Below are 21,628 nucleotides of genomic sequence, written 5' to 3' on the forward strand. Positions count from 1 at the left end.
AACTCGGCAGAACACGCGTCCGACTGTCTGCCCATGGACCGCCGGGACCGCCGGGACCGCCGGGCCGCCCGGGCTCCGTGGGCCGCGTGCGTGCACGTGGTCGGGCGCGGCCGACCGGCGGTTCCCGAGCCCCACCGCACCCGACCCCGACCCGCGCCTGGAGGAGAACCGCATGGCGTCACCGACGACGAGCCCGGGCACCCCACGCCCCCTCGACGGCCTCCGCTTCGCGCTCGCGGGCCCGGCCGCGCTCACCCGCGTGACCGACGACCACCTGCGGCGCCTGGGCGCCCGCGCGTCCCGGCCCGCACGGCCCGCCCGGGCCGGGACGGACGGTGACGCCGCCGCCGTCACCGACACCGCCTTCGCGGAACTCCGCGTCGGCGGCGCCGGGTTCGGACCCGTCGAGGCCCGGATCCGCTGGGGCGCCCCCGGATCGGCGGCCCGCGACGAGGCCACCGCGCAGGCCGTCACCGGGATCATGGGCGTCCACGGGCGCCGCCACGGCAGCCCGCGTGGCCTCGCCGTCGACCTCCTCGGCACCGCCGCGGGAGTCCTCGCCGTCCAGGGCCTCCTCGCCGCCCTCCTCGGACGCGCCCGAGGCGGCACCCCCGCCGCCCGCGTCGAGACCTCCGCCGAACGCGCCGGACTCCTCCTCGTCTCGCAGTACCTCGCCGCCGCGGGCGCCGACGAACCCGAAGCCGTCGAACTCGCCCCCGGAGGACCCCCGTTCACCTCGCGCGACGGCGTCCGCTTCGAACTGGAGACGCTGGACCCCGGCGCCTGGGCGGCGTTCTGGCGGGAGCTCGACGCACCCGCCGAGGCGATACGGGAGGGCTGGCGCCCCTTCCAGTTCCGGTACGCCACCGCCTGCGCGCCCCTCCCGCCCGCCCTGCACGCCACCGTCCGCGCCCACGGCATCCAGCGCGTCCGGCAGGCCGCCGCCCGCTCCGGCGCCGAGGTCTGCGGGCTGCGCACGCTCGCCGAGCGGGCCGCCGAGGACGACGGGGCGGATCCCTGGTCGCTGCGCGTGCTGGGAGCCGGGCCGCCGCCGTCGGCCCCCGGCTCCGGGGCCACCCCGCCGCCGCTCGGGCGGCCCCTCGACGGGCTGACGGTCCTGGAGGCCGGGCGCCGGATCCAGGCACCGCTCGCCGCCCACCTGCTGGGCCTGCTCGGCGCCCGCGTGATCCGGATCGAACCCCCGGGCGGCGACCCCCTGCGCGGGATGCCCCCCGCCTGCTCCGGCGTCTCCGCGCGCTGGCTCGCCCTCAACCGGGGCAAGGACGCCGTCGAGCTCGACATCAAGTCGCCGCGCGACCGGGACGCCCTGCGCGCGCTCGCCGCCGACGCGGACGTGTTCCTCCACAACTGGGCCCCCGGAAACGCCGCCCGGCTCGGCCTGGACGCCGCCGACCTGAGCGCCGCGAACCCCGCCCTGGTCTACGCGTACACCGGCGGCTGGTCGGACCGGATCCCCGACGCCCCCATGGGCACCGACTTCATGGTGCAGGCCCGCACGGGCGTCGGCGAGGCCGTCCACCCGGCCGGCGAGGCGCCCGTACCGTCCCTGCTGACCGTCCTCGACCTGCTCGGCGGGCTGCACGGCGCCGAAGCCGTCCTCGCCGGGCTGCTGCTGCGCGAACGCACCGGCCGGGGCGTCCGGGTGGAGTCCTCGCTGCTCGGCGCGGCCGACACCCTGCTCGCGCCCGCCCTGCGCCGGGCCGCCCGGGGCGCCGCCCCGCGCGGCCCGGCCGGGTTCCGGGCCCCCCTCGCCACCGCCGACGGGCACGTCGCCCCCGCCGACTCCACCGCCCGCGCCGCCGCCGCGTACGACCTGCGCGCCCTGCGGACCCCCGAGGCCCTGGCCCTGCTCCGCTCCCACGGCCTCGCCGCCGCGCCCGTCGTCACCCACCTCCGCGACCTGCTGACCCCGGTGCCGGTGCCGGTGCCGGTGCCGGAGCCAGAGCCAGGGCGCGCCCGCAGCACCACCGCCACCGCCCTTGCGATTGCCACCGCCTCAGCCCCTGCCAGCGTCACCGTCACCGTCCCCCCGCGCACGTCCGGCCCGGTACCCCCGATCGGCCGTGACGCGCACGGGGCGCCCGTCGTTCCCGACCCCTGGAGCTTCGCGTGACCGTCGTCCTGCACGATCTGCTGCCCGCCCGGCTCCGCCGCTCCTGGGCGGACGAGGGCCTCTGCCCCGACCTCGACCTCTACAGCCTGTTCCGCGCCCGGCGGATCGCCGACCCGCACCGCACCGCCGTCATCGACGCCAAGGGCGCGCTCTGCTACACGGCCCTCGACCGCAAGGCGCGATGTCTCGCCGAGGGACTCGGAGCGCTCGGCGTCGGCCCCGGGGACGTGGTGGGCGTGCAGCTCCCGGACGGGCGCGGCGCCGTCCTCGCCGATCTCGCGCTCGCGGCCCTCGGCGCCGTCGCCCTGCCGTTCCCGGTGGGCCGGGGGGCGGCCGAGGCCGAGAGCCTGCTGCGGGGCGCCGAGGCCGTCGCCGTCATCGCCGCCGCCGCGCACCGGGACCGCGCCCCGGCGGCCGAACTCCTCGCCCTCTCACCGGCACTGCCGGCCCTGCGCCACGTGATCGCCGCCGGGCCCGGCACCGTACCCGAGGGAACGGTGCCGCTGGCCCGGCTGCTGCGCGGCGCCCCCGGCGGATTCCGCCCCGCCCGCCCCGACCCGGACGGCGCCGCCCGCATCCTCGTCTCCTCCGGTTCCGAGGCCGCGCCCAAGATGGTCGCCTACTCCCACAACGCCCTCGCGGGCGGGCGCGGCAACTTCCTCGGCTCCCTCATGCCCGAGCCGGTCCCGCCCCGCTGCCTCTTCCTCGTCCCCCTGGCCTCCGCCTTCGGCTCCAGCGGCACGGCCGTCACCCTGGCCCGGCACGGCGGCACCCTCGTCCTGCTCGACCACTTCACGCCCGAGGCGGCGCTGGCGGCCCTGCGCGCCCACGCGCCCACCCATGTCCTCGGCGTCCCCACCATGGTCCGGATGATGCTCGAACACCTGGAACGCACGGGCGACCCCCGCCCCCTGCCCGCCCCGACCGCGCTCGTCCTCGGCGGCGCCCCCCTCGACGAGGCCACCGCCACCGCCGCCACGGCCGGCTTCGGCTGCCCGGTCGTCAACCTGTACGGGTCGGCGGACGGCGTCAACTGCCATACGGGGCTGGAAGGACCGCCGGGGGCGTCCGGATCGGCCGGGGCGGCGGCGGTGTCCGGATCGCCTGGGGCGGCGTCCGCGGGCATCGTGGTCGGCCGGCCCGACCCGAGGGTCGCCGACATCAGGATCGCCGACCCCGAGACCCACCGCCCGCTGCCCGGCGGCCGGATCGGCGAGATCGTCTCGCGCGGGCCCATGACCCCGCTCTGCTACGTCGCCGCCCCGGAACTCGACGCCCGCTACCGCACCCCCGAGGGCTGGGTCCGCACCGGCGACCTCGGCTACCTCGACGCCGAGGGCCTGCTGCACGTCGTCGGGCGCCTCAAGGACGTCGTGATCCGGGGCGGCGCCAACATCAGCCCCGCCGAGGTGGAACGCGAACTCGCCGCCCACCCCCGGATCCGCGACGTCGTCTGCGTCGGCGTCCCCGACCCGCTGATGGGGGAGCGGCTCGCCGCCTGCGTCGTGGCCAGGGGGCCGGGCGCCGCCCCGGACCTCGCCGTGCTCGGCACCCATCTGACCGCACGCGGTCTCGACCGCCACAAGCACCCGGAGCTCCTGCTCCTCCTCGACGCCCTCCCGCTCACCGCCGCCGGCAAGCCCGACCGGGGCGCGCTGCGGGCCCGGGCCGGGGCAGCGGGGGCCGCTCGGGCCGCCGGGGTCACCGGGGTCACCGGGGTCACCGGGGTCACCGGGGTCACCGGGGTCACCGGGGTCACCGGGTCGGCCGGGACCGCCGGGACCGCCGGGGCGACCGAGCCCCGGGTTCCGGCCCCGGCCCCGGAACCCGTCGCTCGCTAACGCCGCCCCCCGGGACCCCGGGGAGCGGGCTGGGCCGAGGCGGGCCGGCCGCCCCGTCTCAGCCCAGCCCGCCCATCCCCTTCCGCAGCTCCGCCGCCGCCCCCCGGTACACCGCCAGCAAGTCCAGGTCCCGGCCCGGGTAGTTGACGATCTGGACCTGGCGGGCGCCCGAGTCGGGCAGGACCGTGCCCGTCGACATGTGGGCGTTGTCGACGACCAGCGCGGGCTTCTTCGCCGACAGGGAGGCCAGTTGGGCCGGGGTGACCGGGTCGGGGCCGTACGTGCCGACGGTCGTCGCGCCCGCGAGGGTCGCCGCCCAGGCCGTGTAGACCTGCGCGACGGCCGAGGGGCTGCGCCCGCCCGGCCAGGCCGCGCGCAGTTCGCCGCGCAGCCGTGCCACCTCCGCGTCCAGCCCCGTCTTCCAGTCGGCCGCCGCCTGCCTCGTACCGAACAGGCCGCCCAGGCGCGCCACTTCCGCGGCGGCCTTCGCGGGCTCGTTGTCCAGGTTCACCTCGATGAGCCGCGCCTTCGAGCCCGCCGCCTCCTTGATCTTCGCGGCGTACGGTTCGAAGGGCGCGTACAGCACGAAGTCCGCCCCGGCGACGGCCGCCAGGTCGGAGGGCTTCGGGTCGTAGTCGGGGGCGTGGTGGACCGACTGCGGCACGATCACCGTGACGTCCTCGGCACCGGCCGCCTTGGCGAAGGCGCCCTCCCACGTGGTCGTCGCCACCACCACCGGCTTGCCCGGCTGCCCGCCCGCCGCGCGGTCCGGAGCCGCCTTCGAGGCGCCGCAGCCGGTGGTCAGGACCAGGGCCGCGCTCAGTGCGAGGACGGGAAGGACCGGGCGGACCCGCCGGGCGGGGAGTCGGAGGAGGGGAGGAGAGCCGGGGAGGCCGGGGAGGCCGGGGAGACCGGGGGAGCGGAGGGAGGGGACGGCGGTGGTGCGGACGCGGCAGCGCGCCATGGGCGGAATCTCCGTTCGGGGATGAGATGGACGGCGAGCACCACGGTCCCCGCCGTCAGGACCAGGACCGGGCCCGGTGGCCAGTCCAGCCACAGGGCCAGCAGGAAGCCCGTCAGGTTGACGCCGACACCGATGCCGACCGCCCACAGCACGATCGACCGCAGCGAGCGGCCCAGGCGCCGCGCGGCGAGCGCGGGCAGCAGGGTGAGGGCGTCGACGAGCAGGGCGCCGGTGAGCTTGATCGCCCCGGCGACCGCGACCGCGACGAGCACCAGGAGCGCCGTGGTCAGCAGCCGGACCGGCACGCCCGAACACTGGGCGAGCTCCCGGTCGTACAGCAGCAGCGCCACCTCGCGCCGCCGCCACCACAGCAGCGCCGGGACGGTCACGGCCAGCGCCGCCAGGACCACGAGGTCGGCCGTGCCGACGGACAGGATCGACCCCCACAGCAGGGCGAACGCGCCGGACGCGTTGACGCCCGACACGGCGAGCACGAGCAGCGCGCCCGCGATGGCCAGGCTCATCAACAGGCCCATCGCGCCCGAGAGTCCGTCCGGGGTGCGGGCCAGCGGCGCCACGCCCGCGCCCGACAGCGCGCAGGCGACCAGCGCGCACAGCATCGGGTCGAGCCCGGTCAGCAGGCCGACCGCGATGCCCAGCAGGGCCACGTGCATCATCGCGAACCGCACCGGCATGATGTCGAGGCCGACGATCACGACCCCGATCACCGGCAGCCCCACGGCCGCGAGCAGCAGCGCGAACCCGGCCCGCCGCACCGGCACCAGGTCGAGCAGCGCGCCGAGGTCGGCGGTGGCGAGCGCGTTCACCGGACCTCCCGCAGCCGGCCCGCGGCCATCTCCAGGACCCGGTCGCAGCGGGCGGCCAGGGCCCGGTCGTGGGTGACCACGACGAGCGTCACGGGCAGCGCGGCCAGCACGTCGGCGGCCTCCTCCTGGCCGTCGAAGTCCAGAGCGGCGGTGGGCTCGTCGGCGAGCAGGACCCGCGCGCCCGCCGCCACGCAGCCGAGCGCCCGCGCCAGGTACATGCGCTGCAACTGGCCGCCGGACAGGGTGTGCACGGGGCGCGAGGTCAGGCCCCCGACGCCGAGCCGGCCCGCCGCATCGGCCGCCTCGGCCGGCGCGCCGCCGCTGGCCAGGAGCTCGTCGCCGCGCAGCGGGAAGCGCCCGGCGGCCGGCTTCTGCGGGATCCAGGCGCAGGCCCGCCGGCGCGCGCCCCACTCGGCGGGGGTGCGGGCGGTCCGGCCGCCGACCTCGATGACGCCGCTGGTCCGGGGGTGCAGCCCGAGGACCGCGCGCAGGAGCGTCGTCTTCCCGGAGCCGTTGGTGCCGGTGAGGGCGACCCGCTCGCCCGCCGCGATCTCCAGGTCGACGTCGGCGACCGCTTCGGTACGCCCGTGGCGGCAGCCGACGCCCCGCATCCGTATGTCCAGTCCGCCCATGCCCCGCCCGCCTCTCGCCCGGCCCGCGGCCCGGCCGGGCACGCGGGGGCGGGGGAGAAGTCGGCCCGCCGGGCCCGGGGGTTCCCGGAGACCGGACGGAACCGGGGGGAGCCGGACCCCGACTCCCTGCTGGGAAACACCACTCATCCCACCTGGCACGACAGCCTCAGGAGTTCCCATGAACCGCAGGCAGTTACTCCGTACGACCGCCGCGGGCGCCACGGCCGCCGCGACCGCCCTCGGGGCGACCGGCGCCCTCACGGCCACGGCCGCTGCCGCCGGCGCCGCGCCGACACCGGCCCGGGACGCCGCGCCGCCCCGGAACCGCCCGCTGCACGTGCACATCCCGCTCTTCGACGGCGTCGAGGAGCTCGACTTCGCCGCCCCCTACGAGGTGTTCTCGGCCTCGGGCTTCTTCACCACCCGCCAGGTGGAGGTCCGTTACGTCTCCGCCACCGGCGCCCGCTCCGTCACCGCCGCCTACGGCACCGCCGTCCGGGGCCTGCGCCCCTGGGCCCCCGAGGAGGCCGATCTGCTGGTCGTCCCCGGCGGCGGCTACGCGCGGCGGGACAGCCCCGGCGTCTGGGCCGAGATCGACCGGGGCGCCCTGCCCCGGGCCCTCGCGGCGGCCGTCCGCCCGGGGCTGACGGTCGCCGCGCTCTGCACCGGCGTCATGCTCCTGTCGGCGGCGGGCCTCACCCGGGGCCGCCCCTGTACCACCCACCACAAGGCGAAGGCCGACCTCACGGCGCGGGGCGGACGGGTCAAGAACGCCCGGGTCGTCGACGACGGCGACCTCGTCACCGCCGGGGGCGTCACCTCGGGCCTCGAACTCGCCCTGTGGCTGGTCCGCCGCGAGCTCGGCTCCGACACCGCCACCGACCTGGAGACGATGCTGGAGTACGAGGCCCGGGGGACGGTCTGGACCTCGGCGTAGCGCCGGGACCGGCCCCGGGTCCCGGGCCCCGGAACTCCCCGCCCCGGGCCCGGGAACTCCCCGCCCCGGGCCCGGGAACTCCCCGCCCCGGGCCCGGGAACTCCCCGCCCCGGGCCCGGGAACTCCCCGCCCCGGGCCCGGGAGCTCCTGGCACCGGGGCCCGGAGCTCCCGTCCCCTACAGCCCCACGTCGCGCGCCCGCAGGTCCGCCTGGGTCTCGCGGCGGACGAGGAGCCGGGCCGCGCCGCCCGCGACGGCGACCACGGGCGGCCGGCCGACCAGGTTGTACGTGGAGGCCATCGACAGGTGGTACGCCCCGGCCACCGGCACCGCCAGCAGGTCTCCGGGACGTACGTCCGAGGGCAGCGCGACCTCCTCCGCGAGCACGTCCCCGGCCTCGCAGTGGCGTCCCACGACCGTCGCCCGGCGCGGGGCGGCGGCGGACCGGCGCCCGATCAGGCGCGGGGCGTACCGCACCCCGTACAGCGCCGGGCGCGGGTTGTCGCTCATGCCGCCGTCCACGGCGACGAAGAAGCGCTCGGGCGTCGCCTTGACGGCGAGCACCCGGTAGACGGCCACCCCGGCGGGGCCCGTCACCGCGCGCCCCGGCTCGACGAGCAGCCGGGGCACCGGCAGCCCGGCGCCCGCGCAGCTCTCGGCCAGCTCGGCGCGCACCCGGCGGGCCAGCGCGGTCACGTCGAGGGCGGGGTCGCCGGGCCGGTACGCGATGCCGTGCCCGCCGCCCAGGTCGAGCTCGTCCAGCACCACGCCGTGCGCGTCGCGGGTCCGCGCCATCAGCCCGACCAGCCGGCGCACGGCGACCAGGTACGGCTTGACGTCGGTGATCTGCGAACCGAGGTGGCAGTGCAGCCCGGTCAGCCGCAGCCGGGGCTGGCCGAGCACCCGGGCGATCGCGTGCTGGGCGTGCCCGTCGCGCAGCGACAGCCCGAACTTCTGGTCGTCGGAGCCGGTGCGGATCTTGGCGTGCCCGCCCGCGCAGATGCCCGGGGTGACCCGCAGCATCACCCGCTGCCGCTCGTCCGGGGCGACGGCGGCGGCGATCCGGGCGATCTCGGCGGGGCTGTCGATGACGATCCGCCCGACGCCGAGCCGCAGCGCGGTCCGCAGGTCCTCGGGAGACTTGGCGTTGCCGTGCAGCAGGATCCGCTCGGGCGGGAAACCGGTCGTGACGGCGAGTTCGAGCTCCCCGGCGGAGCAGACGTCCAGGCCGAGGCCCTCCTCCTCGACCCAGTGCGCGAGGGCGCGGCACAGGAACGCCTTGGCCGCGTAGTGGACCTCGGCGCCGGGGAAGGCGTCGCGATAGGCGCGGCAGCGCTCGCGGACCTCGGCCTCGTCGAGGACGTACAGCGGGGTGCCGTGGCTCCCGGCGAGCTCGTCCAGCGGCACCCCGCCGACGGACAGGCGCCCGTCGGGCCCCTCGACGGTCCCGGCGGGCCAGACGGACAGCCCGTCGGCGGGCGCGGCGACCGGAGGCAGCGGCGTGACGGTCATCTCGGCCCGCCCCTCAGCACGCGGAGGGCGTCAGGGCGAGCGGCGCGTCCGGCACCCGCGGCGCGTCCGGCGGCGGTGCCGTCAGGGCCGGGTCCACGGTGACGGTGTCGATGCCCAGGGGACGGACCAGCGCCCGGAGCGCGGGTTCGGCGAGCGGGGTCCACGGCTGGGCGGCGCCGAGGACGGCCCGCAGCCGGGCCGGCGTCGTGAAGGCGACCGCCGTACGGGCCCCGACGGGGGTCCGGAAGAGGCGGGCCGCGCAGCCGTGCGGGACCGGCCGGACGGGGACGCAGAGCCGTCCGGCCGGCACCTGTTCAGCGGGCTCGGGATCGTCGCCGTACAGCTCGCCGCACTGGACGTGGGTCATGGTTCCTCCCGGGAACGGGCGTGCGCCCCGGCGCCGTTCGCGCCGGAGCCGACCACGAAGCTACGCCCGCCCGGTCCGCCCGGGACCTCCCCTGACGCGGCCCTGACGCCGGTTTGACGCGAATCGTTCGCCGGAACGCGCCCGGAAGGGAGTCGGAACGGAGCCGGGAACGGACGCTTCGGGCGGGCGGGCCCGGCGGTCCGGGGCGGGCCGGCGACGAGATTGCGCGATATTGGTCGATCACCTCGATCCACGCGCGGCGAGCTGGCACGCTTGCCGTCGTGACGTACGTCGTAACCGTGGAAACGCGCATAGCCGACGGTGCTCCGGAGCTGGACGAGCTCAGCCGGATCGGGGCCGGGACGCTGCTGGAGCGGGGCTTCGACTCCGTGGCCGGGGTCGAGGGGCCCGACGGCGTGGAGGTCGACGTCCTCGACGTCGTGGTCGGGGTCCATCCGGGCGGCGCGGTGCTCAAGGTGTTCGTCGAGGCACCCTCACTGGAGATCGCGGAGGACGCGGTCGGCTCCGTGACCCAGGAGGTGCTCGAACGCTCCGAGGTGCTGGCCGAATGGACCGTGGAGAGCAGCGAGGTCAAGCTCCACACCGATCTGGCCCGGGAGAGCCTGGAGGCCGCCGACGGGCCCGACGCCCCGCCGAGCGACCCGCAGGTGCGGCGCGCCCAGCACGCGCTGAAGGCGGACGAGGCGGTCGAGGCGGCCGAGGAGACGCACGACCCCGAGGCCGAGATCCGGGCCATGGCGGCGCGGCTGAGGTCGTTCACCCCGGCCGACTTCGGAGCCGCCGCCCCCGCCTCAGCCGAGGGCGACGCCGAGGGCGACGCCGAGGGCGATGCCGAGGCCGCCGGGGGGCCGGTCGTCGGGCCCGGGGGCGCCGAACTGGCCGCCGGGGCGCTCGTGTACGGGGCGGAGGTCCTGATCGACGAGCTGTACGACGACGTGCAGGCACTCGCCGAGGAGGACACCGACGTCGCGGGCTGCGAGGGCCACCTGTGGCACCTGGACCAGTTGCCCTCCCGCTACGCCTCCCGCTACGACGAGCTGTTCGCCCGCCGCTTCCTCGTCACCGCGATCGCCCTCACCACCCGCCTCACCGACGGCGGCTTCGACCGGCTCGGCTGCCTGGCGGAGGAGCTGGTCCTGAAGTTCCTCCTGGAGCAGGCGCACGTCACTCTCGACCTGTACGGCCTGCTGGACGCCGAGGTCACGGCGGCGCTGGAGCACTTCGCGGCGGAGGTGTACGAGGACGGGGACGTGGAGTGGCTGTTCGCCGACGGCCCTGAGGCACCGGAGGCGGCGCGTCCGCCGGGGCGCCCCGGACCCGTCCCGGGCGCCCCGGCGGACGCGCCGCCTCCGGTCCTCGGCTTCGGCACCTGGTTCACCCCCTTCGGCGAGGACCGCTACGTCCACCCCTACGCGGCGGACGAACACCGCCAGGAGCAGGAGGACGCGGAGAGCGCCTGAGCCTTCCGGCGCGGCCCCACACCCGCTGGGCCCCTCCGGCGGACCGTGGTGCCGGCGGGGTGTGCGCCGTGATCGCCCGTCCGGCTCTCGTGGTGCAATGCTGCTCATGGCGAATCTTCTCGATGTGGCGCGGCTGTTCCGCTCCCTGCACGTACCGGGCACGCCGCTGGTCCTGCCCAATGCCTGGGACGGCGCTTCCGCCCGTGTGGTGGCGGATGCGGGCGCCGCCGCGATCGCGACCACCAGTGCCGGGGTCGCCTGGTCGCTCGGCCTCGGCGACGGCGATCACCTGACCCGCGACCAGGCGCTCGGTGCGGTGGCCCGGATCGCGGCCACGGTGGACGTGCCCGTCACCGCCGACATCGAACGTGGCTACGCGACCGACCCCGACGGCGTGGCCGAGACCGTCCGAGGCGTCCTCGCGGCCGGAGCCGTGGGGATCAACCTGGAGGACACCCTGCGTCCCGTCGCCGAGCAGGCCGAACGGATCGCGGCCGCCCGCGGGGCCGCGGACGAGACCGGCATCCCGCTGTTCATCAACGCCCGCATCGACACGCACCGCCTGCCGCCCGGCGACCGCACGGCCTGGCTGGACGAAACGCTCGCCCGCGCCCGTGCCTACGCCACGGCCGGCGCGGACGGCGTCTTCGTCCTCGGCGCACCGGATGCCGGGACGGTCAGGACGCTCGTGCGTGCGCAACCTCTTCCGGTGAACGTCCTGGCCGGCCCCGGCGCACGGCCCGTGTCCGAACTCGCCGAGGCGGGAGCCGCCCGTGTCAGCGCGGGATCCTCCCTCGCCGAGGCGGCGTACGGGCTGGCCCGCCGGGCCGCGCGTGAACTGCTGGAGCAGGGCACGACGACCTCGCTGGAGGGCGGATTCGACTACGCCACCCTCAACGCGCTGCTCCTGGCCGAGCCCGCGCACCCGGACGCGGGCAGGTCGTGACACGGTCGACCGCGCGCTCGGCTCCCTCGCGGAGCTCGTACATCCGCTTGCTTGTGATGATCAGGAACGGCAACGAGGAGGAACAGTGTTCGTCAAGGTGTGCGGGCTCGCCACGACCGGCGACATCGACGCGGCCGTGGCGGCCGGGGCGGACGCGGTCGGGCTGGTGATCAGCGGCACCAGCGTCCGGGGCCTGGACTGGGACACGGCCGTGCGGCTGGCCGCGCACGTCCCCTCGCCGGTGCGGTCCGTCCTCGTCGTCAACGACACGGCCGCCGCCGACGCCGCCCGAGCGGCCGGCGAACTCGGCGTCGACGCGCTCCAGTTGCACGGCACGTACACCCGGGCCGACTTCGACGAGGCCGCCCGCGTCTTCCCCCGCCTGTGGCGGGCCACCTCCCTGAAGGAGAGGCCCGACACCCGGGTCGGCGCCTACGGCGAGGACGTGCTGCTGCTCGACTCGCCCCGCGCCGGCTCGGGTGCCCGCTGGGACCTCTCCCTCCTCGACACGGCCCGCCCCGAGGGCACCTGGCTGCTCGCCGGCGGCCTCGACCCCGGCAACGTCGCCGAGGCGATCGGGCGGGCCCGCCCCTGGGGCGTCGACGTCTCCAGCGGCGTCGAGTCCGCCCCCGGGGTCAAGGACCACGCCCGCATCGGGGACTTCGTCGCGGCGGCGAAGGCGGCGAAGGCGGCGGGGGCGGCGGAGGACGCCGGGTAGGCCCTCGCCGGTGTCCCCGGCCGTGACGCGCCCGGGCATGGCCGTGCCCCGGCGGCGGGGGACGGCGCGCCGGGGCACGGGGTTCGGGGCCCCGGGGTGGTTACGGGTGGGGCCGCTGCGGGGTCAGGGTGGCGAAGAGGGCGCCCGGCGGGGGTGTGGGGGGTTCCGCCGCCTCGCGCAGGGCGTACCAGAGGACGGACTGGTTCGCCGTGATCACCGGGACGTCCAGCGCCTTCTCCAGGAGCGGCACCTGCTCCTGGGTGCGGAAGCCGCTGCCCGGGACCAGCACGCCGTCCGCCCGCCCGCCCGTCGCCTCGAACGCCGCGACCGTCTGGCGCCGCACCTCCTCGCCGTCGATCGCCCAGCGAGCCCCCTCGTCGAAGGCGTTGTACGGGGCGATGTGCGCCCACTCCGGGCCCAGTTCGAAGGGGTGGACGAACACCTCCTCGACGCCGTGCGCCGTCAGGTACGCCTCGGCGGCGCGGTGCGTCGGCGGGGTGAACCACGGCGGCATCACCACCAGCGGGCGCCGCACGCCCGCCGCGGCCAGCGCCCCGGTGAGGGCCTGCCCCGAGGTGAACACCGGCGTCCCGTGCGTGTGGGCCGCCGCCGCCTCGGCGAACTCCGTGTCGAAGCCCGCGCCCCCGAAGAAGCTCGGCGAGCCGAAGCAGAACGCGATCCGGTCCACCCCGAGCCGGCCGAGGAAGTCCAGCGAGCGGACCACGTCGGGCGCGTCGGCCAGCAGCCGCGCCGTGCTGCCCGTGTACTCGGCGTCGTCCAGCCGAGGGCACTCGAAGCGCGCCGTGTGGACGCTGGTGCCCGCCGGGGCGGCGCGCCAGATCTCGGTCTCCGGCACGGGATCGTTGTGGATGACCAGGATGCCCAGGCGGGTCATGCGGCGGCGTCCTTCCCGCGCAGGGCCGCGAAGCCGCGCCAGCCCCACACCGCGCCGACCGCCGCGATCCCCGCGGCCACCAGGAAGCCCGGCAGGAAGCGGGAGTCCGCCGGCTGGTCGCCGAGCAGGATCACCAGCACCGCCACGCCGAGCGCACCGCCCGCGTACTGACTGGTCGTCATGAGCGCGCCCGCGACACCCTGGTTGGCGTCGTCCACGTCCCGGGTGCCGCCCACGAACATCGAGGTGTAGATCATGCCGTGGCCCAGGCCCGACACGATCAGGCCCGGCAGCATCCCGGTCCAGTACGAGGTGGTGTGCACGCCCAGCGCCAGCAGCACCAAGCCCGCCGCGCCGACCAGGAACGCGATCGGGGTGCTGACCCCGACGCCCACCTTCGGGATGATCCGGCCCGCGATCATGTTGCCGAGCGTGATGCACACGGCCAGCGGCAGGAAGGCGATGCCCGCCGCCAGCGGCGCCATGTCCCGGTTCTCCTGCAGGAACAGCGTCACCAGGTAGAACTCGACACCCGCCACGCTCGCCATGTACAGCGCCGTCGCGCCGCAGCCGACCAGCAGCGTGCGGGTGCCCCGCAGCGAGCGCTCGATCAGCGGCACCTCGCTGGTGCGCTCGCGCAGCGTGAACACCACCAGGCCGGCCAGCGCCGCCCCGAACGAGATCAGCGTCGACGGCGCCCCCCAGCCGTCACCCGCGGCGAAGGTCAGACCGAAGACCGAGGCGAGCACGGTCGCCGTGCACAGCACCGCGCTGAACACGTTCAGCGGCTTGCGGGTGCGCACGTCCGCCTGTCCCAGGAACTTCGGCGCGGCGAGCACGCAGATCAGCGCGAACGGCAGGTTCACGAAGAACGTCCAGCGCCACGACACCGTGGTGAGCAGACCGCCCACCACGACACCCGCGGCCAGACCGCTGGCGCCCACCGTGCCCCACACGGCCATCGCCCGGGTGCGCTCCCGGCCCGCCTCGAAGCTCGTGTTGAGCAGGGCCAGGATCGAGGGCTGGAGCGCCGCCGCCGCGACGCCCTGCGCGGCACGGGAGACCAGCAGCACCGCCGCCCCGGCCGCCAGACCGCCGGCCAGCGACGCCACCCCGAAGAGGGCGAGCGCGGCGATGAACAGGGTACGCGGGCCGATCCGGTCGGCGATCCGGCCGCCGAGGATCAGGAAGCCGGCGAAGAACACGCTGTAGGCGCTGACCACCCACTGCATGGCCGAGCCGGACAGATCGAGGTCGGCGCCCATGCTGGGCATGGCGACGAAGATGACGGAGAAGTCGAGGGCGATCAGGAACTGCGCCGCTGAGATGGTCAGCAGGCTGCCCGTGGCGCTCCGCTTCGCTGTGGAGGAGGTGAGTGTGGCTGTCATGTCCCCTGGTCTCTGCTGGTTCTCTGCTTCGGGTGCGGACGTCTAGTGCGGTGCGGGCAGGTGCGGTGCCGGAGGCGGCGGTGCCGGCAGGGTGCCGAGGGTCTCGGTGAGCGCCGCCACGGAGTGGACCACGCCGTGCGCCCCGGCCGTGCGCAGGTCCCCCTCGGCGGCCACGCCGTACGTCACGCCGACCGCGCGCATCCCCGCCGAGCGGGCCATCCGCATGTCGTCGACGGCGTCCCCGACCACCACGCAGGCCTCCGGACCGCGCCCGAGCTCCCGCGCCGCGAGCAGCGCCAGGTCCGGGTGCGGCTTGCCGCGCTCGGCCATGCCGTGGCAGACGACGGCGTCGAACAGCCCGTACAGCCCGGCCGGGTGCAGCAGTTCCTCCGCGCTCGGCCTGATCTTGCTGGTGACGATGGCGATCCGGTGCCCCTGGGCGCGCAGCCCTTCGAGCAGCTCCGGCACCCCGGGGAAGACCAGCTCACGGGCGCGCGGCACGGCCCGCTCCCGGAACAGGCGCCGGAAGAGCTCGACCGAGGCGAGCACCTCGGCGTCGTCCTCGGGCAGCTCCGTCAGCTCCGCGAACGACGCGGCCAGCGGCCGCCCGATCGTGGCCCGCACCCGCTCCTCCGAGGCGCTGCGGCCCCGCTCGGCGAGGGTGGCGTGCAGGGTCGTGGCGATCGCGGACGGGGTGTCGAGCAGGGTGCCGTCCAGGTCGAAGAGGACCGCGCTCACCGCTGCTCCTCCTTGGCGACGTGCACCGCGAACTCGGCCGCGAGCTCGGTCGTCGACTTCAGCACCGACACGTTGGCCGCCGCCGTGCGGCCCTCGGTGGCCTCGGCGATGGCCTTGAGCAGGTACGGGGTGACCGCCGGGCCCGTGATGCCCTCGCGGGCGGCGAGCTCGGTGGCCGTGGCGAGCGCGTCGGCGATCTCCCGCGACGGGATCCCGTCGGCCTCGGCGATCGGGTGGGTCACGAGGACGCTCGTGTCGTTGCCGGACCGCCAGTGGGCCCAGGCGGCCCGGGCGACGTCGGCGAGGTCGTCCAGCCGGTGCGGGTTGCGCACCCCGCTGGAGACCGACAGATAGGCGGGGAAGTCCTCGCAGCGGTAGCCGATGACGGGGATGCCCGCGGTCTCCAGCCACTCCAGGGTCCACTGGGGGTGCAGCATCGACTTCGCCCCGGCGCACACCACCGCGGTCCGCGTGCGGGTGAACTGGACGAGGTCGGTGGAGATGTCGAAGCTGGTGGGGGCGTCGCGGTGGACGCCGCCGATGCCGGCGACCGCGAAGACGCGGATCCCGGCCAGCTCCGCGGCGAGCAGCGAGGAGGAGACGGTGGTGCCGCCCGGCCCGCCGGCCGCCAGCGTGACGCCGATGTCCCGGGTGGAGACCTTCGGCACCTTCCCGTACGCGCAGAACCGGTCGAGCAGCTCGTCGTCCAGGCCGACCCGCAGCTTGCCGTCGAGCAGCGCGATCCGGGCCGGCACGGCGCCCCGGGCGCGGATCCCGGCGTCCATCTCGCGGGCCAGGGCCAGGTTGTCGGGGTACGGGAACCCGGACAGGACGGAGGATTCGAGGGCCACGACGGGTCTGCCGGTGGCCAGGGCTTCTGACACCTCCTCGCCGAGGGCGAGCAGAGTCGGGTCGAATGCCGGCGCACGAAGGTGCGAGGAGGTGGTCATGAAGGGTCCCCTTTCTGTCGTACTGCGGAGCCGTGCCGTTTCGTCTCGTGCTTGCTGTACTGCCGCCTTACGCGCAGCCCGTGCCGTCGGCGCGACAGACCACGCCGTCGAACGCGGCGGACTCGGCGAGCCGCGCGCGCTCGTCCAGGACGGCCTTGCGCAGCTGCGCCGCGCTCGGCACGCCCTCCAGGCGGGTGTCGCCGACGAGGATGGTGGGGACGGCCTGGACGCGGTTCGCCTCGGCGTCGCGCAGGGCGTCCTGGTGGCGCGCGGAGTAGGTGCCGTCCTCCAGGGCCGTGCGGTACGCCGGGCCGTCCAGCCCGATCTCCTCGGCGAGGGCGACCAGGACGTCGAGCCGGCCGAGGTCCTGGTCCTCCTGGAAGAAGGCCCGGAACAGGCGCTGGTTGTACGTGTCGCCGAGCCCGTGCTCCACGGCGAACTGCCAGCCTTCGAAGGCCAGTCGGGTGTACGGCTGGGGCGAGACCGTGGGCAGCGTGATGTCCACGCCCAGGCGGCGGGCCATCGGGTAGACGGCGCGCTTCCAGATCTCGGGCAGGTACGGGTCCTCGGGGCGCAGGGTGGCCTTGGGCTCGGCGCGGAGCTCGAAGGGCTTCCACTCGATCTCGACGTCCAGGCCCTCGACGGCCTCCTCCAGCGGCTTCTCGGCCAGCATGCAGAAGGGGCAGACGTAGTCGGACCAGACCTGGATCCGCACCTTCCCGGGTGCGTCGGGCGTACCGGGCGTAGCGGGTGCCTCGGCGGCCGTCGTGCTGTCGGTGCTCACGTGTGGACGCTCCCTCGGTTGGCCAGGTACTCCTGGAAGGGCACCTCGTGTCCCTCGACCGGGAGGTGGGTGGTCCTGATGCCCCACTCGGTGGGATCCGTACGGTAGATGCCGTACGAGCCGGCGTAGTCGAAGCCGTACCGGGCGGCCGTCCCCCGGTCGGCGGCGTAGACGATGTGCTCGACGCCGAAGTAGAGGGCGACCTGGTAGCACAGGGCGCAGGGTTCGCCGGAGGCGATCAGGGTCGAGCCGTGCACGGCGAACGAGCCGTGCTGCCGGGTGGCGTTGCGCAGGGCGACCACCTCCGCGTGGGCGGAGGCGTCGCGCTCCTCGCGGACGCGGTTGAAGCCGGTGCCCAGGACCCGGCCGTCGTGGCGGACCACGATGCCCGAGAAGGGGATGCCGCCGGAGGCGACGTGCTCGCGGCTGATCCGGACTGCTTCCACCACCTGCTTGGTCAGGTGGTCCTTGGCTGCGGTGGTCACGGCGGGCTCAGACGGAGGTCACGCGCAGGATGATCGCGCCGCCGATGATCGACGCGAAGGAGAGCAGCCGGGCGAGCGTGATCTTCTCCTTGAAGATGATCGCGCCGAAGACGACGGTGCCGACGCCGCCGATGCCGGTCCAGATCGTGTAGCCGACCGACACGTCCAGCTCCAGGAGGGCGTGGGAGAGCGTGTAGATGCCGCCGGCCGCGGCGAGCAGGGTGAGCACGCTGGGCCACAGCTTGGTGAAGCCCTGGGTGGCGTTGGTGCCGAGGGCGAAGAGGATCTCGAAGACGATGGCGATGCCGAGGTAGACCCAGGTCATGGGAGCGGCTCTCTCTACTGGAAGCGGAGGCGGGAGGGGAGGGCGCGTGGGGGAGGGGCGAGGGGCGGGAGGGCGCGGGGAGGAGCGGTGGAGCGGGGAGCGGGGGCTCAGACCGACGCGGTGGCGCGCTCTTCCGTCACGGTCTCCTCGGCGGCCTTCTTGTCCGCGGCGATCTTGTCCGTGACGCGCAGGGCGGTGCCGCCGCCGATGATCAGGACGAAGGCGAGGACCTTCCAGATCGTCATCGGCTCGTCGTAGATCAGCGTGCCGAAGATGACCGTGCCGACGCCGCCGATGCCGGCCCAGACCGTGTAGCCGACGCCGACGTCGATGTACTTCAGAGCCTGGGAGAGCGTGTAGATGCCGCACGCGGCGGCCGCGGCGGTGAGGAGCGAGGGGCCGAGGCGGGTGAAGGCGTGGGTGGCCTCGGTGGAGAGCGCGAAGGTGATCTCGAACAGCGACGAGAACAGCAGCCAGGCCCAGCCGATGTTCTGGTTCTTCTGTGTCTGCTCGGCGGACACTTTGCCTCCATAGTTGTTTGTTCGTGCAAGTACCTTGGGATAGTGAGCTCCCAAGTTCTGCGCGGCGTTCGCTAGGATCTTGCATGGTCATATAACCTGTTGTCAAACCCCCTTTTGAGGAGAGGTACATGAACAACGCCACCACCACGTCTCCCGCGCCCACCTCCGACCAGGCCGTCTGGGACCGCGTCCTCACCCTCCACGCCCGCGTGGAGCGCGAGCTCGCGAACGCGCTCCAGCGCCGGCACGGCATCGGTCTCTCGGAGTACCGGGCGCTGGAGAACCTGTCCTCCTCTCCCACCAGCGAGCTGCGGATGCAGGAGCTCGCGGACAAGATCGGGCTCGGCCAGTCCTCGGTCACCCGGCTCGTCGAGCGGCTGAAAGGCGCCGGCTACGCGTTCAAGGACCTCTGTCCCTCCGATAAGAGGGGGGTCTACGCGGTGATCACCGACGAGGGCCGCAGCCGCTACGTCGCCGCCCGCGCGACCTACGCCGAGGTGCTCTCGGGGGCCCTCAACTCACAGGGGTCCGACCCCGCGCTCGCGGCCACCGTGGCCTCGCTGCGCAGCGCCCGCCCGGCGTAACCGCCCGCCCCGAGCGCGCCCCCGTCCCCGCGGCGCCGCTCCCGCCGCCCTCCCCGCCCCCGCGCCGAACGTGCCCCGCCCCCGCTCCGCACCCTCCCCGAACGCCAGGCCGTCGCCTCCACCGTCTCCCTTCGCCGGAGACGGAAGGGCGCGGCCTTTCTGCGTTCACACGCCCGCAGCACGGCTTTAATGATCTTGACTTAGAGTGTTAGTTGTATGTGCAAGCGGTGAGCTAGGTCACAACGCGACCGTTCGGTATATGCTTGACCCTGCATGGAAACTCGGTAATGTCTGGTTCGGCGCAGATCGGTTCGAACAGAGATCGAACAGAACTCGAACGGACCGAACGGTGCTTGGCCAGTCTTTTCCAGACCATGCGGGGGAAACGTGCCATCGCCCAGCCTTGCCAGGAACATCGCCGCGCACGCCGAGCGGCAGCCGTCCTTGACGGCACTCGTACGCAACGACGAGCGGCTGACCTACGGGGAGCTCGCCGAGCTGGTGGCGCTCCTGTCGGAGCGGCTCCGCGCGGCGGGCCTCCCGGACGACCGGCCGGTCTGCATCCCGGCCCGTAAGGACCCGGCGACCGTCGCCCTGATGCTCGCCGCCTTCGGCCGGCCGCTGGTCGTGCTCGCCCCCTCCGCCGAACTCGGCGAGGAGGCCCTCGACCGGATCTGCCGCCAGGCGCGGGTCTCGGCCAGGCTCTCCGCCACCGCCGACGGCACCCTCACCGTCGTGGCCCAGCCCGGCGACGAGACCGCCGCCGAGGGCTTCGCCCGCCCCGAGGCGGGCGCCGCCCGGCTGATCCTGACCACCTCCGGCTCCACCGGCACCCCCAAACTGGTGCCCATCGGGACCGACGCCTTCGACGCCTTCGCCGCCTGGGCCGTCGAGGAGTTCGGCATCACGGCGCGGGACGCCTCCCTGTCCTACGCCCCGCTCAACTTCGACCTCGCCCTGCTCGACGTCTGGACCTTCCTCGGGGCCGGGGCGCGGGTCGTCCTGGTCGACCGCGAGAAGGCCGCCGACGGGGCCCATCTGCGCGGCCTGCTCGCCGACGGCACGGTGAGCTTCGTCCAGGGCGTGCCCCTGCTCTACCGCCTGCTCACCGAGGGCGCCGGAAGCGCCGAGGCCGCCGCGGGCGCCGAGGGCGTGGCCGGCTCCCGGCCGGGGCCCGTCTTCGAGGGGGTCCGCGACGTCGTGCTCACCGGGGACGCCGTACCGCGAGAGCTCCTCGGGCGGACGGCAGAATCGTTTCCTCGGGCGCGCTTCCACAACGTCTACGGCTGCACCGAGACCAACGACAGCTTCCTGCACCCCGTCGACCCGCCCACCGCCCACGCGCGGCACGGCAAGATCCCGATCGGCCGTCCGCTGCCCGGCGTCGAGGCCGTCGTCCTCGACGACGAGGGCCGGCCCCTCACCGGCGCGGGCAGCGGCGAACTCGCCGTCCGCACTCCCTTCCAGACCACCGGCTACCTCCAGGAGTCCCTCAACCCGGATGTGTTCACCGTCCGCGAGGGCCGGGTCTTCTACCGCACCGGGGACATCGTCACCCGGGACGCCGACGGCCTGCACTTCCTCGAAGGCCGCTCCGACTGGCAGGTCAAGGTGCGCGGCGTGCGCACCAACCTCCAGGAGGTCGAGTCTGTCCTCGCCGGCCACCCCGACGTCGAGGAGGCGGCCGTGGTCGCCCTCCCCGACCCGGAGGCCGGGGTGCGGCTGCACGCCCGCCTCACCAAGCGGGCCGGCACCCGCCTCAACTCCCTGGCCCTGCGCTCCTACGCGGGGGCCAACCTGCCCCGCCACGCCATCCCGTCCAGCGTCCGCATCAGCGAGCTCCCGCTGCCCCGCACCTCGACCGGCAAGCCGGACCGCAACAAGATCAAGGAGGAGATCAGCGCATGAGCGCCGCCACCCGTGACATCGCCGGAGAGATCCGCGCCCACCTGCTCACGAAGTACCTCAAGGGCGAGGACGTCACCGCCGAGGACCTCCCCGGCGACTACGAGCTGATCGAGTCGGGCGTCGTCGACTCGCTGGGCCTCGTCAAGCTCATCCAGTACATCGCCACCACCTACGGCGTGCCCGTCGACGACATCGAGATCGGACCGGACAACTTCCGCACGATCGACGCCATCACCAAGACCATCACGGACAACACCGCCCTCTGAACGGCCCTTTCAGGTAACCGCACTTCCCTAAGAGGAGTCACCATGTTCACGCGCACGCTTGAGGACGTCACCCCGGTCGAGTGGGGCAACGGCACCAGCCACCGGCTGCTGACCGACGCCGACAAGATGGGCTTCACGGTCTGCAAGACGCTCGTCCGCAAGGGCACCAACTCCGCCCTCCAGTACCGCAACCACCTGGAGGCCTGCTACTGCATAGCCGGCTCCGGCGCGGTCGTGCACAAGGACGGCACCGTCTTCAAGATCAACCCGGGCACGATCTACGTCCTGGACGAGCACGACCCGCACTACCTCGTCGCCTCCGAGCACGAGGACCTGCACCTCATCTCGGTCTTCAACCCGCCGCTCACGGGCCAGGAGCAGCACAGACTCTCCGAGGACGGATTCTCCCAGTACTAGGCGGCACCA

23 protein-coding genes are annotated in these 21,628 nt (G+C 75.0%); 10 read left to right on the forward strand and 13 right to left on the reverse strand.

Going from position 1 to position 21,628, the window contains the following annotated elements:
- Nucleotides 1–172 precede the first annotated feature (172 nt).
- Together ACZ6J5_RS16805 and ACZ6J5_RS16810 are read left to right on the forward strand one after the other, a co-directional pair.
- A complete protein-coding gene (locus ACZ6J5_RS16805; RefSeq protein WP_469392066.1) occupies nt 173–2,134 on the forward strand; it encodes a CoA transferase in 1,962 nt (653 codons plus the stop codon).
- Nucleotides 2,131–3,975, forward strand: a complete 1,845-nt coding sequence (locus tag ACZ6J5_RS16810) for a class I adenylate-forming enzyme family protein (protein ID WP_469392068.1) — start codon at nt 2,131–2,133, stop codon at nt 3,973–3,975. Before ACZ6J5_RS16805 ends, ACZ6J5_RS16810 begins: the two co-directional genes overlap by 4 nt.
- A 58-nt stretch (nt 3,976–4,033) precedes the next feature.
- Here ACZ6J5_RS16810 and ACZ6J5_RS16815 read toward each other — a convergent pair whose 3' ends face one another.
- From ACZ6J5_RS16815 to ACZ6J5_RS16825, 3 genes are read right to left on the reverse strand one after another with little or no spacing between them, the layout of a single operon-like run.
- Complete coding sequence (locus ACZ6J5_RS16815; RefSeq protein WP_469392171.1) at nt 4,034–4,798, reverse strand: metal ABC transporter solute-binding protein, Zn/Mn family; 765 nt, start codon at nt 4,796–4,798, stop codon at nt 4,034–4,036.
- Nucleotides 4,795–5,766 (reverse strand): metal ABC transporter permease, encoded by a 972-nt coding sequence (locus tag ACZ6J5_RS16820; RefSeq protein WP_469392070.1) that lies wholly within the window; start codon nt 5,764–5,766, stop codon nt 4,795–4,797. The genes ACZ6J5_RS16815 and ACZ6J5_RS16820 overlap by 4 nt, the downstream gene beginning before the upstream one ends.
- The gene (locus ACZ6J5_RS16825) at nt 5,763–6,398 is read right to left on the reverse strand and encodes a metal ABC transporter ATP-binding protein (RefSeq protein WP_469392072.1); all 636 of its coding nucleotides are present in this window, start codon (nt 6,396–6,398) and stop codon (nt 5,763–5,765) included. Before ACZ6J5_RS16825 ends, ACZ6J5_RS16820 begins: the two co-directional genes overlap by 4 nt.
- 178 nt (nt 6,399–6,576) lie before the next feature.
- On the opposite strand from ACZ6J5_RS16825, the gene ACZ6J5_RS16830 reads away from it, so the two are divergent.
- Entirely contained in the window at nt 6,577–7,335 is a 759-nt protein-coding gene (locus tag ACZ6J5_RS16830) for a DJ-1/PfpI family protein (protein ID WP_469392074.1), read from the forward strand.
- A gap of 176 nt (nt 7,336–7,511) precedes the next feature.
- On the opposite strand, the gene lysA is transcribed toward ACZ6J5_RS16830, so the two are convergent.
- A complete protein-coding gene (gene lysA, locus ACZ6J5_RS16835) occupies nt 7,512–8,846 on the reverse strand; it encodes a diaminopimelate decarboxylase (protein WP_469392076.1) in 1,335 nt (444 codons plus the stop codon).
- Nucleotides 8,847–8,859: 13 nt separating this feature from the next.
- Nucleotides 8,860–9,213: an SAV_915 family protein gene (locus ACZ6J5_RS16840; protein WP_469392078.1), complete on the reverse strand. Its 354-nt coding sequence runs from the start codon at nt 9,211–9,213 to the stop codon at nt 8,860–8,862.
- 281 nt (nt 9,214–9,494) lie between these two features.
- On the opposite strand from ACZ6J5_RS16840, the gene ACZ6J5_RS16845 reads away from it, so the two are divergent.
- The 3 genes from ACZ6J5_RS16845 (at nt 9,495) to ACZ6J5_RS16855 (ending at nt 12,358) form a co-directional block, all read left to right on the forward strand.
- Nucleotides 9,495–10,694, forward strand: coding sequence for a hypothetical protein (locus ACZ6J5_RS16845; protein WP_469392079.1), 1,200 nt, complete (start codon nt 9,495–9,497; stop codon nt 10,692–10,694).
- Nucleotides 10,695–10,800: 106 nt separating this feature from the next.
- Complete coding sequence (locus ACZ6J5_RS16850; protein WP_469392081.1) at nt 10,801–11,640, forward strand: isocitrate lyase/PEP mutase family protein; 840 nt, start codon at nt 10,801–10,803, stop codon at nt 11,638–11,640.
- Nucleotides 11,641–11,725: 85 nt separating this feature from the next.
- On the forward strand, nt 11,726–12,358 hold the full coding sequence (locus ACZ6J5_RS16855; protein WP_469392083.1) for a phosphoribosylanthranilate isomerase: 633 nt from the start codon (nt 11,726–11,728) through the stop codon (nt 12,356–12,358).
- Nucleotides 12,359–12,458: 100 nt separating this feature from the next.
- Here ACZ6J5_RS16855 and ACZ6J5_RS16860 read toward each other — a convergent pair whose 3' ends face one another.
- The 8 genes from ACZ6J5_RS16860 to ACZ6J5_RS16895 all read right to left on the reverse strand — a co-directional run bounded on the left by ACZ6J5_RS16860 (nt 12,459) and on the right by ACZ6J5_RS16895 (nt 18,444).
- Complete coding sequence (locus tag ACZ6J5_RS16860; RefSeq protein WP_469392085.1) at nt 12,459–13,253, reverse strand: aspartate racemase/maleate isomerase family protein; 795 nt, start codon at nt 13,251–13,253, stop codon at nt 12,459–12,461.
- Nucleotides 13,250–14,641: an MFS transporter gene (locus ACZ6J5_RS16865; RefSeq protein ID WP_469392087.1), complete on the reverse strand. Its 1,392-nt coding sequence runs from the start codon at nt 14,639–14,641 to the stop codon at nt 13,250–13,252. The genes ACZ6J5_RS16860 and ACZ6J5_RS16865 overlap by 4 nt, the downstream gene beginning before the upstream one ends.
- Nucleotides 14,642–14,683: 42 nt before the next feature.
- Nucleotides 14,684–15,379 carry an HAD family hydrolase gene (locus ACZ6J5_RS16870; protein ID WP_469392089.1) on the reverse strand — a complete coding sequence of 232 codons (696 nt, stop codon included), beginning with the start codon at nt 15,377–15,379 and terminating at the stop codon, nt 14,684–14,686.
- Entirely contained in the window at nt 15,376–16,329 is a 954-nt protein-coding gene (locus tag ACZ6J5_RS16875) for a pseudouridine-5'-phosphate glycosidase (RefSeq protein ID WP_469392091.1), read from the reverse strand. Before ACZ6J5_RS16875 ends, ACZ6J5_RS16870 begins: the two co-directional genes overlap by 4 nt.
- Nucleotides 16,330–16,396: 67 nt before the next feature.
- On the reverse strand, nt 16,397–17,113 hold the full coding sequence (locus tag ACZ6J5_RS16880) for a DsbA family oxidoreductase (RefSeq protein WP_469392092.1): 717 nt from the start codon (nt 17,111–17,113) through the stop codon (nt 16,397–16,399).
- On the reverse strand, nt 17,110–17,598 hold the full coding sequence (locus ACZ6J5_RS16885; RefSeq protein WP_469392094.1) for a nucleoside deaminase: 489 nt from the start codon (nt 17,596–17,598) through the stop codon (nt 17,110–17,112). Before ACZ6J5_RS16885 ends, ACZ6J5_RS16880 begins: the two co-directional genes overlap by 4 nt.
- 7 nt (nt 17,599–17,605) lie before the next feature.
- Nucleotides 17,606–17,923 carry a DMT family transporter gene (locus tag ACZ6J5_RS16890; RefSeq protein ID WP_046908007.1) on the reverse strand — a complete coding sequence of 106 codons (318 nt, stop codon included), beginning with the start codon at nt 17,921–17,923 and terminating at the stop codon, nt 17,606–17,608.
- 107 nt (nt 17,924–18,030) lie between these two features.
- Entirely contained in the window at nt 18,031–18,444 is a 414-nt protein-coding gene (locus ACZ6J5_RS16895; protein WP_469392096.1) for a DMT family transporter, read from the reverse strand.
- A 128-nt stretch (nt 18,445–18,572) separates the two neighbouring features.
- Between ACZ6J5_RS16895 and ACZ6J5_RS16900 the strand changes: the two genes are divergently transcribed.
- The 4 genes from ACZ6J5_RS16900 (at nt 18,573) to ACZ6J5_RS16915 (ending at nt 21,619) form a co-directional block, all read left to right on the forward strand.
- Complete coding sequence (locus ACZ6J5_RS16900; RefSeq protein WP_351668719.1) at nt 18,573–19,028, forward strand: MarR family winged helix-turn-helix transcriptional regulator; 456 nt, start codon at nt 18,573–18,575, stop codon at nt 19,026–19,028.
- A 387-nt stretch (nt 19,029–19,415) separates the two neighbouring features.
- Nucleotides 19,416–20,936 (forward strand): AMP-binding protein, encoded by a 1,521-nt coding sequence (locus tag ACZ6J5_RS16905; RefSeq protein ID WP_469392099.1) that lies wholly within the window; start codon nt 19,416–19,418, stop codon nt 20,934–20,936.
- Nucleotides 20,933–21,202: an acyl carrier protein gene (locus tag ACZ6J5_RS16910; RefSeq protein ID WP_362481425.1), complete on the forward strand. Its 270-nt coding sequence runs from the start codon at nt 20,933–20,935 to the stop codon at nt 21,200–21,202. Before ACZ6J5_RS16905 ends, ACZ6J5_RS16910 begins: the two co-directional genes overlap by 4 nt.
- 42 nt (nt 21,203–21,244) lie before the next feature.
- Nucleotides 21,245–21,619, forward strand: a complete 375-nt coding sequence (locus ACZ6J5_RS16915; RefSeq protein WP_362481427.1) for an ectoine synthase — start codon at nt 21,245–21,247, stop codon at nt 21,617–21,619.
- Nucleotides 21,620–21,628 lie beyond the last annotated feature (9 nt).

Source organism: Streptomyces sp. NPDC042100 (assembly GCF_055582325.1).